The sequence below is a fragment of the Sorangium sp. So ce362 genome (genome assembly GCF_051519845.1).
GTDB lineage: Bacteria > Myxococcota_A > Polyangia > Polyangiales > Polyangiaceae > Sorangium.
Genome location: NZ_CP150332.1, coordinates 7,772,481 through 7,787,737, shown reverse-complemented (window position 1 = coordinate 7,787,737; position 15,257 = coordinate 7,772,481). Strand labels below are relative to the sequence as shown.

Below are 15,257 nucleotides of genomic sequence, written 5' to 3'. Positions count from 1 at the left end.
CTGGGGCGCGAGTTCGTCGAGCGCGCCGGCGTCGACGTCCTGGGACGAGCTCGTCGAGCGCGCTGGCTCGAGGTCCTGGGGTCTAGCGCGACGCCGGCGCGCTCCCGAGCGCGCCGTTGTCCACCTCGACGCCGCGGGATACCGAGCGAGCCTCAAGGCCCACGCTTCCTTCGTGCCCGTTCCTTGAGAACCTCGGCCACTATCTCGCCCATGCGCTCCGTTTCATCATCTACGAGCTTTTCTAGCCTGCGCTGAAACCAGAGACCAAACGGGCTATCTATAGGAAGCGGCAGTCCGATGTCTCCTGGCTCCTGCTCCATCCAGGTAATCGGCAGCCCGCATTTGTCCAGCGCGTGCCGCGTGTACCGCATGGCACTTTGGATTGCCTGGACGGCGTCGATCCCTTCGACATACTGGATGTCCGATTCTAGCCCCTCAAGAAAGACAGGGCACGTCCACGATCCACTGGGCGACGCCGGCTGTATTGGTTCACCGATCTTTAGGACGATCTCGCGACCTGGTTCACCTGCGACGCTATATCGACGAACAGCTATGACCTTGTACTTTTGCCGAGCCATCTGCGCAGGATAGCTAAAACTCGTAGATGCACCAGTTGATCCACTTGATGGGCCTGTCGAAGCGATGCGACCAGCAACGCCCCCGTTGGTCACTTTCCTTGAGCGAGCGACAGAACGCCTCCTTGACGCACCACGGTTGCCGGTGCCGGCACGTCCGTTGACAGCGGAGCGCCCCCGGGTCCGGGTGTTCGCCAACCGATCGGCTGGCGAACGGCCCCGGCCCGCCGCCGCCCAGCCCCCTCCCGCCCTAAGCCCGCCGCCGCCCCCAGAGCGCCATCTGGATTTGGCGCCATCAAACACCATCTCCGCCGCTTGCGTATTCCGACGGACGTGACGGCTCGTTCCGGAGCGACGCGACGGCCTCCAGCGCGTGGTCGAGCGCCTGCTCCGCGAGGCGCTGGAACCACAGCCCGTAGGGCGAGGAGATCGGGCTTATAGTCCGAGGTCTCCCGGCTCTCCGCCGGCCCACGTGAGCGACAACCCTGAGGCTTCCAGCGTCCGCTTGGCGAAGCCTTGGGCGAGCTGGAGGACTTGCAGCGCATCCACGCCCTCCTGCACGTGAAAAATCCCCTCGTCGATGCCGACGATGAGCACGGCGCAGCGCCAGTCTCCCTGGGGCTCGCGGGGCGCGAGCGGCTTGCCAATGACGAGCACAATCTCCCGGTCGTGCTGGCCTGCAACGCCGTAGCCACGGACGGCGATGGGTTCGCCGACGCGCGTGTCGATGCGTTTCTTGGGCATGCCCGAGCCTAACCCAGGTGAGGCGCGTCGCGCCTGTCCCAGCACGCCTAGAACGCCGATCACATTGAAATTTCGCTAAAATCGACTCATGGGAAGAGGACCGCAAGGGCGCCAGGGGCGCAAGGGGGGGAGAAGAATATAATTCTGTCTCTGTTCCCTTGCGCCTCTCGCGCCCTTGCGGTCTCTCGTCTGACTGGGTGCCGTGCCCTTCCAGCGTGCTCCTCGGCGGCTCCGACGGCTGCCACAGTCTGTTGAATTTAGCTGAATTTTAACCTGTTCGGCGTTCCAGGACGATCATCGGCGGCCTGGGGCTACGATGTTCCGGACCGAGTCAGCCGACGGTGGACCACGTCCAGCGCTGGACTCGTGGCATGAGAACAAATCGATTTGTCGCCATCGCCCTCATTGGTTGCTCCATCCAGCCGTGCACTGTTGACCAGGTACATGAACCAGAAGCTGCGTTGGAGGAGGATACCCTAGTGGTCCGGGTTGTTCGTCAACCGATCGGCTGGCGAGCCCCCCCCTCCGCCGCCCAGCCCCCTCCCGCCTTACGCCCGCCGCCGCCCCCAGAGCGCCATCGCCCCGAGCAGCGCCGCCCCCAGCGCCGCGCGCTGGCCGCCATCGCCGCCCCCGCGCTGCGGGGCGCCCGCGGTCGCGCAGGCGCAGCCGCCGCCTGGACGGAGGAGGACCGGAGGCTGCTGCGCCCCCTCGCACAGGTCCACGGTGAGCGGGCGCGGCGCGCGCCGCCCGCTGCCCTGATCGAGCGGCGTCTCGAGGTTGCCGGTGTTCCGGTTGTCGTGGTGGAAGCTCTCCCAGGCGATGACCGCGTCCGTCGTCGCCTCGGTGTGCCAGGCGAAGAGCCAGCCGTCGCGGGTGCCCACCACGACCTCGAGCGTCCCGTCGCCGTCGAGGTCGCCCACGGCGGGCGTCGTCGCGATCGACTGGCCGGTGTGCTTCGGGAACCCGCGCGGCTGCCGGCCGCACCCGTCGAAGGCGTGCAGGAAATAGCCGCTCGATCCCGTCAGCACCTCGGGATAGTCGTCGCCGTTCAGATCGACAACCGCCTGGCTGTTCCCGAGCGTGTGATCCTCGAGGACGAACGGCGCGCGCGGCAGCATCGCGCCCGACCTGCCGCTCCAGACCGCGAGCAGGTGAGGCCCCGGCTGCTCCGCGCCGCGCGCGCCCGCCAGCGCCAGCGCGGCCGCCTCCGAGGAGCCGGCGGCGACGACGTCGGGCGTGCCGTCCTGATCGACGTCGCCGAGCGCGGGATGCGAGAGCAGCGGGAGCATCGTCCGCGCGCCCGCGGCGGGCGAGAGCGGGCCGAACGTCGGGTCGAGCCCGGCCTGCGAGCCCCCCCGCGCCGGCGGCAGCGCGCCCGCCGGGGTCGCGAGGAGCGCGTCCTGCGCGCCGGGCGAAGCCGGGAGCACGAGCGGCGCGGCGCCGTTGCCCTGGACGACGCCGGCCAGCGCGCCGTCGAACCGCCCGACGACGCCCGAGGCCGTGATCCCCTGCGCAACGAGCGGGGCGAGCGAGAGCGACGGCATCGTGACAGGCCAGCCCGCGAGCACCGGCCCGGAGGCCGCCGCCGTGCCGCGCGCGTCGAGCACGTAGACCGCCCCGGCCTCGCCGTCGTCGCCGAGCCGCTCGCTCGACCCGACGAGCAGGTCGGGGAGGCCGTCGCCGTTGAAGTCGGCGACGGCCGGCGTCGCGAGCAGGCGGCTCCGCGCCGGCTCGGCGGCCAGCGGTCCCGTGTAGTGCACCTCCACGGGCCAGCCGCGCAGCGCGCGGCCGTTCGCGTCGAACGCATGGACCTTGCCGTCGAAGGCCGCCTGGATCACGTCGAGCCGGCCGTCGCCGTCGAGGTCGGCGATGACCGGCGAGGCGGAGGCCCCCCGCGCGATCCGCGCCCCCTCCGACATGCACGGCGCGCTCGCCGGCGCGCCGGGAGCGAGCGGGCACGAGGGGATCTCGGGCAGGCGTACCGGCCACCCGTCCCGGAGGAGGCCGTTCGCGCCGACCACGTAGATCGTGCCCGGCCAGGTGGAGACCGCGATCTCCTGCGCGCCGTCGCCGTCGAGATCCGCGATCGCGGGCGCGCCCAGGATCGGCTCGCGGCCGAGCTCCCAGGCCACCTCGCCGTACGCGCGGGCGCTCCGGTAGACGGGCGTGGCCCGCGACGGCGCGGGATCGAGCAGGCCGTCGGCGTGCCGCGTCTGGAACGGGAACCCCGGCAGCGGCTCGGGTCCCTTCGGCGTCATCGTCAGCACGTGCAGCTCGCCGCCGGCCGTGGGGTAGATGAGCTCGCGGGCCCCGTCGCCGTCGAGGTCCGCGAGCTTCGGGCTGCCCTCGCCGCTGTCGCCGATGAAGCGGGGGAACCCCTGGACCAGCGTCGGATCGCTGGCGACGTAGTACGTGCGCCGCGCCTCGCTCTCCACGTTGCCGGTGGCCCCGCCGTAGTGGGCGACCGCGTGGATGCGCACCGTGATCGCGCGATCGTTCTCGCCGTGGGGGCTGTCGGCGTCGCGGGCGTGGGACGTGTCGATGGTGCGCACGTCGAGCGAGGCGATCGGGCCCTGGCCGCCGGTGGTGACCGTCGGCGCGACGTTCACCTCCCGGTGGATCACCTTGAAGTCCGCGGCGAGCGGCTGCACGCCCGGCGCCCACGCGACCGAGTAGTCGTACGCCGTCGCCCGCTTCGCCGAGACGGTGCCCTCGATCGGCACCGGCACCTGGACCTGATCCTTGTAGAGGACCTCGAACCACCCCGGCGACGTGAGGTCGATCGCGGGCGGCACGCGCCCGTCGTGGAGCGCCTCGACGGCGCGGTTCGCGTTGACGCGGCCGTGGCCGAACCGCTGATCGAACCCGGGCTGCGACGAGCGGTACGGCGACCCCGGCTCGCGCGACTCCGGCACGGCGATGTCGTCGGCGCTCGCGATGAGCAGGCCCCGCACCTCCCCGGGGGACAGGGTCACGCCGCGCTCCAGGGCGGCGGAGTACAGGAGCCCCGCGATGCCGGAGAGCTCGGCGGTCGCATCGCTGGCGCAGCCGGCGCTCGACACCGCGAGCAGGTTGTTGCCGCCGAAGCTCGAGCACGGCGAGGCGTCGAGGAACGAGGTCGACGTCGTGACGCTCTGGCCGTCGTAGCGGACGGCGCTCACGGGCAGCGCGTGGTTGCTCGTCGCGGGCGCGCTGTGGTGGCGCGAGCCCTCGTTGCCGATCGACGCGACGACGAGCGTCCCCTTGGCGTAGGCGTGGTCGAGCGCCTCCTGGAGGAAGGCGGTGCTGTCGACGGCGGTCACAGGGCACTGCACGACGTCGGCCCGGAGGTCGGCCGCGTAGAGGAGCGCCTTCGCGAGGTCCTGCGCGTCGGCGACGTGGCTGTCGCCGACGCGCAGCGGGACGACCCTGCATCGCGGGCAGACGCCCGCGCCGCCCAGCTGGTTGTTCGTCTGCGCCGCCGAGGTCTTCGCCCCCGCGGTGCCGTGGCCGTTCCGGGTGTCGTCGAACGGATCGTTGTCGTTCTTGAAGAAGTCCCAGCCCGCGATGTCGTCGACGTAGCCGTTCTGATCGTCGTCGACCCCGTCCGAGAAGTGCAGGATGAGGTCGCCGGCGTCGAGCCGGCCGTTCCCGTTCCGGTCGCCCTGCGGCCGCCCTTCCGACGCCGCGGGCGTGAGCCAGGATGTGTTCTTGTAGTCCGAGGCGGACAGGACCCCGTCGCCGTTGCAGTCGAAGCCGGCGAGCTCGCCGTCGCCCGCGCACGGCGCGCCGTCCGCGTGCAGCGGCTGGTAGGACGCGAGCTCGCCCCGGTTGATCCACACCTTCTCGAGGAGATCTTCCTCGCCCCAGAGGATCCCGGAGTCGGTGACGGCGATCCTGACGCGCGGGTCCCCCTGGGTGAGCCGCCACGCGAGATCGATCGCCATGCCGGCGGCGGTCTCCTCCGGGCGCGGGCGGACGCCCTCGCTCGGGGCCGGGATGAAGGAGTAGAAGCTCCACTGCCCGCTCTGCGTGGCCGAGGTGCCGTACTCGGGATCGCTCGGCCAGCTCTCCGGATCGGCCATGTCCGCTGCGCTGGCCGAGGGGGGCGGCGGCCAGCCGCCGGACGCATCGGAGGGAACGAGCGCGCCCGCCGCGGCGCCGCCGAGCGCCCCCAGAAAAGCAAGCGAGGAAAAGCGAATGCAGCGCATATGCCGAGACCCTACCATCGGTCCATGCGCGCGAGGCAACCGGCGCCAGCCGCAGGAAACGGCGCTTTCCCCGCGCCCGCGCCCGGTTCGCGGAGGTCTGCGCGCCGCGGGGGACCGGGCGCGGCGGCGGCGCTCAGGGCGAGGGCGTGCAGGCCTCGGGGGTGGGGTGCTGGGCGCAGTACGCCGGGTCGTCCGGCGGACCGATGCGGAGCACCATGTCCTGCGACGCGAGGCGCGGTCGCGCGCCGCATGCGTTGGTGGACGCGCTCTCCGACGGCGCGCACACGCCGGCCTCGTTGGGCACGGTCCAGGCCTGGCCGGTGCCGTAGATGAGGTTGAGCGCGTAGCGCCCCTCGGGCAGGCAGCCGTAGACGACCTCGATCGCGCGCCCGAACTGCCGCGTGAGCGCCTCCTCGACGTCGCGGACGTCCCATGCGTCGGCGTTCTCGTCATCCGGCTCGGGGAGGATGGCGTTGCCCTCCGTGTCCGTCGCGTGGCTGATCACGAGGACGCCCTTCGGCTCGGTCGGGTGCATGCAGAGCGCAGCGGGCCGGACGCCGACGAGCACGCTCTCGCGCGGCTCGTCCAGCGGCTCCGCGCCGAGCGTGGCGGTGGTCGCGAGGTCGTCGTAGATCGTGAGCCCCTGGAGGAGCACCGCGGGCGCGGCCTGGCGGACCAGCGGGTCGTCGTCGTCGAGCTTGGCGAACACCGAGATCGGGAAGAGCGCCGGGATCAGGGCCGAGTCGGGGACGTGGTCGTCGGCGTCGATCGCTCCGTCGCGGTTCACGTCCTGGCGCGCGTACGTGAGGGTCGGCGCGGGCTCGCCGCCCACCGGCAGCGAGATCGGGGGCTTCGCCGCGCTCGCGACCTCTCGGCCCGGCACCCCCGCGGCGAGCCGCAGGCGCAGGAGCGACGCCTCGGTGCCGACGGGATCGACAAGGGTGAACGTCTCCAGCTGGAAGTCGGAAGCCATGACCACCTCGCTCGAGCTCTGGCGGACGCCGGAGGCTGGCGCGAGGACCTCGGCGACGTGGAAGATCGGCCGCTCCAGCGGGAGCGGGAGGCCGAGGGTGACCGCGATGCCGCTGACGCGCGCGCCCGTCGCGGGGATCGGGGCGGCGAGCGTGATCTCGCGGTACCGCGGGGCGGCGCCGCCGAGCACCTCGGTCGCGTTCTCGATCGCGCCGCCGGCCACGTCACCCTGGCTCGGCAGGTTGGCGATGCTGAAGGTCGGGTCGAAATCGCCGTCGTGGTCGTAGAAGCCGCGGATCTGGTAGGTGCCGGCGGGCAGCGGCGACAGCCTCCAGGTGGCGCTCACGGTCACGGGCGGATCGTCCGGCTCGGGGCAGCGGAGCACGCCGTCGCTCGTGAGATCGAGCGCGGCGCCCAGGCCCCCGAACAGCTCGTCACCGGGGATCACGTCGATGCTCGCGGCCGAGGTGCCGAGCCCCTCCGGCGGCGGCAGGAGGCGCGTGTCGAAGCCGAGCACGACAGCGGCGCCGACGACGCGGCCGTCCTTCGTGCAAGGCCGGGGGCCGGCGTACGTCACCGTGCCGTCGAGCACCCCGGCGGGGCCGCTGTGGTCCGGCAGCGGGATGAAGACGTCCACCGCCTCGCAGCCCGGGAGGGCCGCGAGGAGTGCGCCGAGCAGGAAGAGACCGGTGCGGGGGGTGGGTCCGAGCATGGGGGTGCCTAGAGCGAGTACCTGAGGAATCCCATGAAGCGCCGGCCGATGCGGTTGCCGAACGGGTGCATCTGCAGCGGCTGATCGCCGAGCCCGTCGAGCGCGTTGAAGACGGTCGCGGAGATCTCGGCGCGGTTGTTCAGGAAGCGGTAGCCGAGGCGCGCGTTGAGCAGCGTGTACGCGGGCAGCTCGTAGATGTGCGTGGCGATGGCCGTCCCCGCCGGGACCTGCTCGGCCCACTTCTGCTCGGACTGGTAGTGGAACGTGACCTCGCCGTCGACGCCGACCGGGGTGCGGACCTGGACCCCCGCGTTCACCTTGTGCTGGCTTGTGCGCCCGTCCTTGAGGGCGTTGCACCCGGCCGGGAGCTCCTGCTCCGACAGGTTGAGCGCATAGTTGGCGAAGACGTCGAGCCCCTCGGCGGGGTAGACGCGGCCGCCGAGCTCGCCGCCGACCCCGTGGTAGATGTCGCACTGGTTCTCGAAGCCGCCGAGGCCAGAGGTGTAGCGCCCCGTCTCCGGGTTCAGCCCCCCGAACCCCTGGGCGCGCTGCGAGAGCGTCGTGCGCTGCGGCTCGGCGAGCACGATGAGGTCGCTCACGCGGTTGTAGTACGCGGTGAGCTCGAACTCGAAGTGGTCGCTCTGCTGGTTCAGGTAGCTCGCCTCGGCGGTGATGATCTGCTCGGGGTCGATGATGACGCCGGACCTGACCGGCGGCCGCGTGGTCGAGAGGAACTCGAGGCCGGGCATCGCGAGCTGGATCGGCAGGTCGACGTAGGCCTCGAGCGACGTGGGCGAGCGGAACGCGGTCGAGCCGGAGACGCGGATCGCCTGGCGCGGGGTCGGCTTGACGATGACGGAGCCGCGCGGCGACGGGATGAGCCGCTCCAGGTAAGGCACGTAGTCGAGCCTGCCGGAGGCGACCAGCGTGACGCGCTCTCCGAGCTTCATCGAGTCCTGGAGGAACACCGAGCCGTGGTGCTCGATCGGCATGTCGTCGTCGAGGTAGCTCCAGTCGGTCGCCTTGAGCCGGTAGCCGAGGCCGATGTGGAAGTCGTGCACGACGGGCGCGGGCGCCCGGAGCGTCTTCACGAACTCGAGCTCGGCGTTCACGATGTGCTGCCGCGGCCGCCCCGCGTACAGGGGGTGCCCGAGGTACGCGGCGTTGAGCTGCGAGTACCCGTCGATGTGCGAGTAGTACGTCCGCGCGTTGACGTTCTCGCTGCGGTACGCGACCGAGGCGTCCGTGTTGGCGGCCTCCAGGTTGTAGTCGTTGAACGGGCCGATGCCGTAGACGTCGAGCTCGCTCCGGGAGTAGCCGGCGCCCACCGCGAGCTCGCGCTGCGGCCCGAGCCGCTGCGTGGCCCGGAGGTCGATGCGCACGCTCTGCGCGCCGAGATCCTGGCTCTGGCCGCTGGTCTCGAGGTCGATCCGGTCGTCCGCGACCTCGCGCGTCCACCGCGGGTAGCGCGTGTAGCCCGCCGACAGGCGGTACGCGAAGTCCCCCTCGCGCGCCGAGGTCCACACCGAGCCGTAGCCCTGCTGGTGATCGCCGTAGCCCGCGCGGAAGCCGCTCTTCCCGACGCCGGGCTCGATCGTGATGATGTTGACGATGCCGGCGAACGCGTCGGCGCCGTAGAGCGCCGAGCCCGGGCCGCGCACCACCTCGATGCGCTCGATCTGATCCACGTCGATCGAGAGCGCCTCCCAGAAGGTCGAGCCGAGCACGTCGTTCTTGACCGTGCGCCCGTTCACGAGGACGAGGAGCTTGTTGGCGAGGCGGCTGTTGAAGCCGCGCATCGAGACGTTCTCGTCGCCGCCCGTGATCTGCATGACGTCCATGCCGGCGACGCGCCGGAGCAGCTCCGGGATGCGGGTCATCCCGGAGAGCCGGATGTCCTGGCGGGTGACGATGGTCGTCGAGTTCGGGGAGTCGAGCGGGCTCTGGGCGCCGCGCGACGCGGTGATGACGGTCTCCTGGTAGACGTCCTCGGTGCGGGCCGCGCCGACGAGCCCCGCGGCGTCGACGGGGGCCGCGCTCGATGTCGGCGCCGGGACCGCGGCGCTCGCGGGCGCGCCCTCGGCGGTGGGCTGGGCGGGCGCGTTGCCGGGGGCGCCCTGCTGCGGCCCGGGCGGCTGCGGCTCGGGCGCCGGCGGCTGCTTCGGCTCCGGGGCCGCCGCGGCGCGCTGCGCGGCGAGGCGCTGCTCCAGCTGCTCCATGATCCGCGTCGCCAGCTCCCTGTCCGGGGGGTCGCTCGCGATGTACTCGCGGTACGCGGCGATCGCCTGCTCGATGTGGCCGGCCTCGGCGTGCGCGCGCGCGATGTTGAAGACGACGTTCGGGTGCGGGAGGATCTCGTTGGCCTTCTGGAGCTGGCGGATGCCCTCGTCGAACTGCTTCTGGGCGATGAGGTCCATGCCCGCCCGGAAGTGGAGGCGCGCCTCGGTGCGGGCGTCGGCGAGCGCGCCTCGCGCGGCGGTCATCGCGCCGAGGGCGACGGCGCAGGCGAAGAGCCTCCGCCCGAGCGCGGCCCCGCCGCGCGGCCGCGCTGCGCGGGCGTCGTTCGTCGGGGCGGGCGCCGGGGCGGCGCCGCGGAGGCCGCGCGAGCAGGAATCGGAAGACGACATGCGTTCGCCCTGTCCTCATCGGGGCCGGGGGCGCGACCGCGAGCCTCCGGCGACAAAGGCCGGGTCGCGACGGCGATCCCGGCGAGAGCTCGGGAGCGCGGACGGCGCTGCTCCCCACGTCACACCGAACACTTCATCGACGCGAGGAGCGCCCGCCACGCCCCTCGCGCGAAGCCGCCGCGGTCATGGTAAGAGGTCCCAACCGCGAAGGCGCGGCGATTCTAACAGAGCGGCCGGCGCGCGTCCGCGCGCTCGTCAGTACGGGTTGCTCTTGTACGGCTCGGCCTTCTGGACGTTCGCCCGGGGCTTGCTCGGCGTCCCCGGCGCCGGGATGGGGGCCGGATCGAGCTTCGCGCGCACCTTCTCCTCGGCGCCGGAGACGCGCACGATCGCGGGCTTGTAGCCCTGCTTCTCGAACACGAGCTCGTGCTCGGACGCGAGCGCGGCCGCCCTCCCGCGCCAGATGATCTCGCACGGCGTCTCGGTGCAGAGCTCCTTGTTGCCTTCCCTGACCGCCGCTCCGGGCGGCGTGCTCTCGACCTGGAGCGGGCGCGCCGCGGGCGCGTTCGCCGCGGGCGCGTTCGCCTCCGGGGCCGTCTCGGCGGCCGGCGCGCTCCCTGCGCCCGGTTCGGGCGCCGCCGCGCTCGTCTCTACCGCCGGCGCGCGGGCCGTCATGACGGCGGCGACGCCGACCACGGCCGCGAGGGCCGCGGCGATCGCCCAGGGGACGACCTTCCGACCCGGGCTCGCGCCGGGCTGGGTCGACGCGAGGCCCTCCGCGTGCGGCGCCGGGCGCGGCCCCATCGAGTCGGTGATCGACGGGGCGACGAAGAGGGGCGCCGCCGGCGGCTTCAGCGCGCTGTCGGTGGCGAGGGGGCCTGTATAGGTCACGGGCGAGCTCGTGGGCGGTGACGAGCTCGGCGTGGAGAGGCCCGGGAGCTCGCCCATCGTCGAGTACGACGGAGCCGACGGATACGAGGGGATCGACGGATACGACGAGGCCGACGGATACGAGGGGGCCGACGCGCGGTAGCTCGTCGCGCCCGGCAGCATGGGCGCGGTCTCGCCCGTGTCTCGCGTGGAGATGCCCCCCGCGGCGAACTTGAGCGCGGTCACGAGCTCGTTCATCGAGGAGAAGCGCTGCGCCGGGTCCTTCTCCAGGCAGCGGTAGACGATCCCCTCCATCGTCTGAGAGATGGAGAGCGTCGGGTTGTGCACCTGCATGGGCGGGACCGGGTCGTGGACGTGCGACATGAGCGTCCCGACGCTCGCGCCCTTGTCGAAGGGCACCTGTCCCGACAGCATCTCGTACATCATCACGCCGAGCGCGTAGATATCGGTGCGCGCGGACACGTCGCAGCCGGCGATCTGCTCGGGCGCCATGTACTTGGGCGAGCCCATGAACAGGCCCTGTTGCGTCAGGTCCTCGCCGCTCTGGGTGTCCTTGACCAGCCCGAAATCGAGCACCTTCACGTGGTCCTGCTCGTCTTCGTGGTCGACGAGCAGCACGTTGCCCGGCTTGAGATCGCGGTGCACGACGCCGATCGCGTGCGCCTCGCGGAGCGACCGGCAGATCTGGCGGGCGATGTGCGCGGCGCGCGCCTCGAGGAACGGCCCTTCCTCGCGGAGCACGCGGTGGAGGGTCTTCCCCTCGATGTACTCCATCGCGATGTAGTAGATATCGTCGTCGCTATGACCGTAGTCGAACACGGTGACCGTGTTCGGGTGCGAGAGCTTCGCCGCGGTCGACGCCTCGAGGAAGAAGCGCCTGTGGAACTCGGGATCGTGGTCGCCCTCGTACTTGGGGCTCAGCACCTTGAGCGCGCAGATGCGGCCGAGCGGCGCTTGTTCGGCCCTGTACACCTTGCCCATGCCGCCGCGGGCGATGACGCTGACAACCTTGAAGCGGCCGTTGATGACACGCCCTAGCAGCGGATCCGGCGCGGCAGACCTCGATGTCCTCGAGCTGCCGTTTACCTCTCGCTGTCGGCCATCAGGCATGTCGTGCCTCTCCTCGGGCAGCGTGAGGAGGTGAAGATTGGACACACAGCAGCCGCCTCGGGAGCAGTGTGACTGAGGCGACTCTGACGTGTCAATCTGCAGTGCCACGATACACGCAGGAAATGCGCGACGTGTGGTGCGCTGCCGTCCGGACGGTCGGTGAGCCGCGGTGCCGCGGCCGCGGCTCAGCGTCGGACGGCGACAGCGAACAGGAACCCGCCGCTCGGCAGGGGGCCGCCGATCCAGAGGCGGTTCGCCTCGTCGGCGAGGAGCGAGAGCGACGTGCCCGCCGTCGCGAGCTCGAGGAGCGGGGCCGGGGAGCCGTCGGCGCGCACGCGACCGCCGTCGTCGCTGAAGGCGACGGCGACCGGCGCGAGCGCCTCGTAGGTCGCGGGGTCGCTCGGCTGGAAGACGAGGAGGCCCGGCGCGCCCTGCTCGGGCGCGAGGGCTGCCAGGCTCATGCCGCTGCCCGGGAGCGAGAAGAGGACGTCGCCCTCCGCAGGCCCGGCGCCCCGCGCGATCGCGCTGGCCGCGAAGCCGCGCGCCTGCTGCGTTCCGTCTGCAGACGGGAGCACGGCGAACACGTTGCCGCGGAGGTCGGCGGCGACGGGGCCGGAGCTGTCGCCCCACGCCCCGACGGCGGCGGGCTCCGCGCAGCTCGCGTCGCCCTCCGGCACGAGCCGCGCGTCCTGCCCCGCCGCGCCGCAGCGGTCGGCTGCATAGAGGCCGTTCGGGCCCGCGGCGGGATCGCCGAGCGGCGAGAGCCCGGTGTGGAGCAGGCGCCCCTCGACGGCGGCGGCCGCGAAGAAGCCGTTCACCTCGTAGCGCTTCGCCACCGCGCGGTCCTCGATCAGGACCAGCTCCCCGCGCGTGTCGGGGAACGCGCGGGTCCACGAGATCGCCGTCCAGCCGAAGAAGGGCAGGTCCACGGCCTGTCCGCCGAGGAAGGCGCCGTCGGGGATGCCGACGTCGACGGTCGTCCGCGCCGCGGCGAGCGCCCCGTCCGCTCCGTCCGGCGGCGTGAGCCGCACGATCTCGACGGCGCCCTCGGCGTCGGTCCGCGCGAGCATCGGTCCGCCGTGGCGTCCCCACGTCACCGAGGCGAAGCCGAGCTCCTCGTCCGTCCTGTAGACGGCGACGGCGCACCACGCGGGGTCGACAAGCGAGAAGAGCGCGTCGTGGGATCGCGCGTCCAGGCACCCGGCGCCGTCCGCGCCGCCGCTCCCGCCCGACGTCGCTCCGGCGCTCCCGTCCGTGTCGTCGCCGCAGCCCAGCGCGAGCGCCGCCGCCGCGCAGAGCGCCGCCGCGGCGAGGCGCGCTCTTCCCTGTCGGATCCAGCCGTCCCAGCGCATCGATGCCTCCGAGGATCCGCGGCGCTGCGGTCCGGTGATCGCGTCCGTCCCGGGCTCCGGGCCGGCGGAGGGCTGCGCCGGATCACGGCTCCACCGGCTCGGTCAGCCCGGTGCACCTCGCGTCGCCAGCGCCGGCGCGCGGCGGTCGCGCCGGGCTGATCGAGGCGCGTAAACAAATCGGCGGCCATCGTCAAGAGATCCCGGCGCCCGGGGCGTCCGGAGGGGCGATCTCGGCACAAACCAGCGGGCCGGCGGCTGCCGCCGCGCGGTGTCCTGCCTGTCCCCCAGAACGACCGTTGCGCTCCACGTTCAGATGGACGACGCTGTGCGCCGCAGCCGGTGTCGGGCACGCTCCGGTTCGCGCTCCTTTTATCCACCGCGGGCCGTGACCAAGACACCCCCCCCTCCCATTACTGCCGGAACGGTCATCAACGACCGTTACGACATCCGTCAGAGCCTCGGTAAAGGCGGCATGGGCGAGGTCTTCCTGGCCTTTGATCGCTCGACCCAGCAGACCGTGGCGCTGAAGGTGGTCCGCGAAGAGTCGCGCATGCCGGGCGACGACGAGGCGCTCCGCCAGGAGCTCCTCCTCGCGCGCTCGGTCGGCCACCCGAACGTCTGCCGCGTGCACGATCTGGCGCCGAGCCCCTGGGGCCCCATCCTCGTGATGGAGCAGATCCCCGGGCAGACGCTCCACACGCACATCCGCAAGCGCAAGGCCCAGGGCGGCTACACGGCGGACGAGTTCCGCAAGATAGCGAGCGAGGTCTGCAACGGGCTCGCGGCCATCCACGCGCAGGGCCTCGTGCACGGCGACCTGAAGCCCGGCAACGTGATGGTCTCCGAGGGCCGCGCGGTGATCCTCGACTTCGGCTTCGCGCAGGAGCGCGCGCGCGCCTCGGCGCGCCGCCCCGGCGCGCCGCCCGACGGCGGCACGCCGAACTACATGTCTCCCGAGCGGCTGCGCAACGGCGGCGCGAGCCCCGAGGACGACGTGTACGCCATGGCCCTGACGCTCTGGGAGATGTGGACCTGCCGCGTCCCTGAGCCCGGCTACAAGCCGCGGCTCAAGACGATGAAGCAGCAGATCATGTTCGACGTCCCGGCGGGCCTGTCGATCGACGAGGTGCGGCAGATCTTCCGCGGCCTCAACGAAGATCCGTCGATGCGGCCGCAGGCGCGGCACATGCGCTTCTTCAACCCGTCGCAGCTCACGACGAGCCCGATCCAGCTGCCGCGCGAGCGCCTCGATCCGGGGCCGCCGCCGGGCGGCGCGCTCAAGCTGAACTTCACCCCCGCGGCGCAGTCGCTGCTCGTGACGTACGCGACGAACGCGCCCGAGATCGTCGGCTCGCTGCTGCCGCTGCACGACACGAAGCTCGCGCTCGGCCGGCGCAGCGATCAGAGCCTGTGCGTGCCCGAGGCGACCGTCTCGGGGGCGCACGCGATCCTCAAGTGGCAGACGGGCTCGTGGCTCATCGAGGATCAGGGCAGCACGAACGGCACCTACGCGGACTTCAACTACGAGCGCAAGTCGCAGGTCTCGCTGCTGCACGGCGGCGAGGTGCAGGTCGGCGAGTGCCGGATGAAGCTCGTGACCTTCGGACCGGACTCGCCGCAGCACCGGCGCGCGAAGCAGTACCTCGCGAAGCGCGACGGCCTCACCGGCCTGCTCGTGCGCGAGCACCTGATGAAGGCGATCGACGAGGACGGCCTGTTCGCCGACTGGGCCGAGGTGCCGATGCAGGTCGCGCGCTACGAGCTGCGCGGGCCGAACCGCCAGGTCAGCGAGCGCCCGACCATCCTGGAGATGCTCGCCCTGCGGAAGGCGGCGCAGCGGGTGATCGATCTGACCGAGATGCTCCTGCTCAGCCTCACCCCCGCCGTGGCGGGGCGGACGGGTCCGCTCAAGTTCGTGGTCTCGATCGTGGGTCCGAGCATCGACGAGGCTCGCCACGTGGTCGAGCAGGTGGTCGCTCAGGTTCAGGGGATGCTCCCCGAGACGCTTGAGCTTGGCGCGACGCTGGTGAAGGGCGAGCCCGGGCGCCCTGCGCGGACGCTCATCGATTGAACCTGAGCGCGTC

Annotated in this window: 8 protein-coding genes; 1 reads left to right on the top strand and 7 read right to left on the bottom strand. The window is 72.1% G+C overall.

Features of this window, described 5'->3' with window-relative positions; genetic code table 11:
- Positions 1-152 precede the first annotated feature (152 nt).
- From WMF17_RS29715 to WMF17_RS29685, 7 genes are all read right to left on the bottom strand, one after another.
- Entirely contained in the window at positions 153-578 is a 426-nt protein-coding gene (locus WMF17_RS29715; protein WP_437596546.1) for a DUF6968 family protein, read from the bottom strand.
- A gap of 432 nt (positions 579-1,010) precedes the next feature.
- A complete protein-coding gene (locus WMF17_RS29710; RefSeq protein WP_437644344.1) occupies positions 1,011-1,319 on the bottom strand; it encodes a DUF6968 family protein in 309 nt (102 codons plus the stop codon).
- 548 nt (positions 1,320-1,867) lie between these two features.
- Positions 1,868-5,509 carry a S8 family serine peptidase gene (locus tag WMF17_RS29705; RefSeq protein ID WP_437644343.1) on the bottom strand — a complete coding sequence of 1,214 codons (3,642 nt, stop codon included), beginning with the start codon at positions 5,507-5,509 and terminating at the stop codon, positions 1,868-1,870.
- A gap of 133 nt (positions 5,510-5,642) precedes the next feature.
- Positions 5,643-7,193 (bottom strand): hypothetical protein, encoded by a 1,551-nt coding sequence (locus WMF17_RS29700; RefSeq protein ID WP_437644342.1) that lies wholly within the window; start codon positions 7,191-7,193, stop codon positions 5,643-5,645.
- 8 nt (positions 7,194-7,201) lie between these two features.
- Positions 7,202-9,820, bottom strand: coding sequence for a TonB-dependent receptor domain-containing protein (locus tag WMF17_RS29695; RefSeq protein ID WP_437644341.1), 2,619 nt, complete (start codon positions 9,818-9,820; stop codon positions 7,202-7,204).
- Positions 9,821-10,075: 255 nt separating this feature from the next.
- The gene (locus tag WMF17_RS29690) at positions 10,076-11,821 is read right to left on the bottom strand and encodes a serine/threonine protein kinase (protein ID WP_437644340.1); all 1,746 of its coding nucleotides are present in this window, start codon (positions 11,819-11,821) and stop codon (positions 10,076-10,078) included.
- A 185-nt stretch (positions 11,822-12,006) separates the two neighbouring features.
- Positions 12,007-13,173, bottom strand: a complete 1,167-nt coding sequence (locus WMF17_RS29685; protein ID WP_437644339.1) for a hypothetical protein — start codon at positions 13,171-13,173, stop codon at positions 12,007-12,009.
- Between the two features lie 325 nt (positions 13,174-13,498).
- Between WMF17_RS29685 and WMF17_RS29680 the strand changes: the two genes are divergently transcribed.
- Positions 13,499-15,244: a protein kinase domain-containing protein gene (locus WMF17_RS29680; protein ID WP_437581981.1), complete on the top strand. Its 1,746-nt coding sequence runs from the start codon at positions 13,499-13,501 to the stop codon at positions 15,242-15,244.
- Positions 15,245-15,257: the final 13 nt, after the last annotated feature.

What these genes read in the sequence shown, in the direction of transcription:
- WMF17_RS29715 (WP_437596546.1), bottom strand. Translation starts at nt 578, where the DNA reads ATGGCTCGGCAAAAGTACAAGGTCATAGCTGTTCGTCGATATAGCGTC.
- WMF17_RS29710 (WP_437644344.1), bottom strand. Translation starts at nt 1,319, where the DNA reads ATGCCCAAGAAACGCATCGACACGCGCGTCGGCGAACCCATCGCCGTC.
- WMF17_RS29705 (WP_437644343.1), bottom strand. Translation starts at nt 5,509, where the DNA reads ATGCGCTGCATTCGCTTTTCCTCGCTTGCTTTTCTGGGGGCGCTCGGC.
- WMF17_RS29700 (WP_437644342.1), bottom strand. Translation starts at nt 7,193, where the DNA reads ATGCTCGGACCCACCCCCCGCACCGGTCTCTTCCTGCTCGGCGCACTC.
- WMF17_RS29695 (WP_437644341.1), bottom strand. Translation starts at nt 9,820, where the DNA reads ATGTCGTCTTCCGATTCCTGCTCGCGCGGCCTCCGCGGCGCCGCCCCG.
- WMF17_RS29690 (WP_437644340.1), bottom strand. Translation starts at nt 11,821, where the DNA reads ATGCCTGATGGCCGACAGCGAGAGGTAAACGGCAGCTCGAGGACATCG.
- WMF17_RS29685 (WP_437644339.1), bottom strand. Translation starts at nt 13,173, where the DNA reads ATGCGCTGGGACGGCTGGATCCGACAGGGAAGAGCGCGCCTCGCCGCG.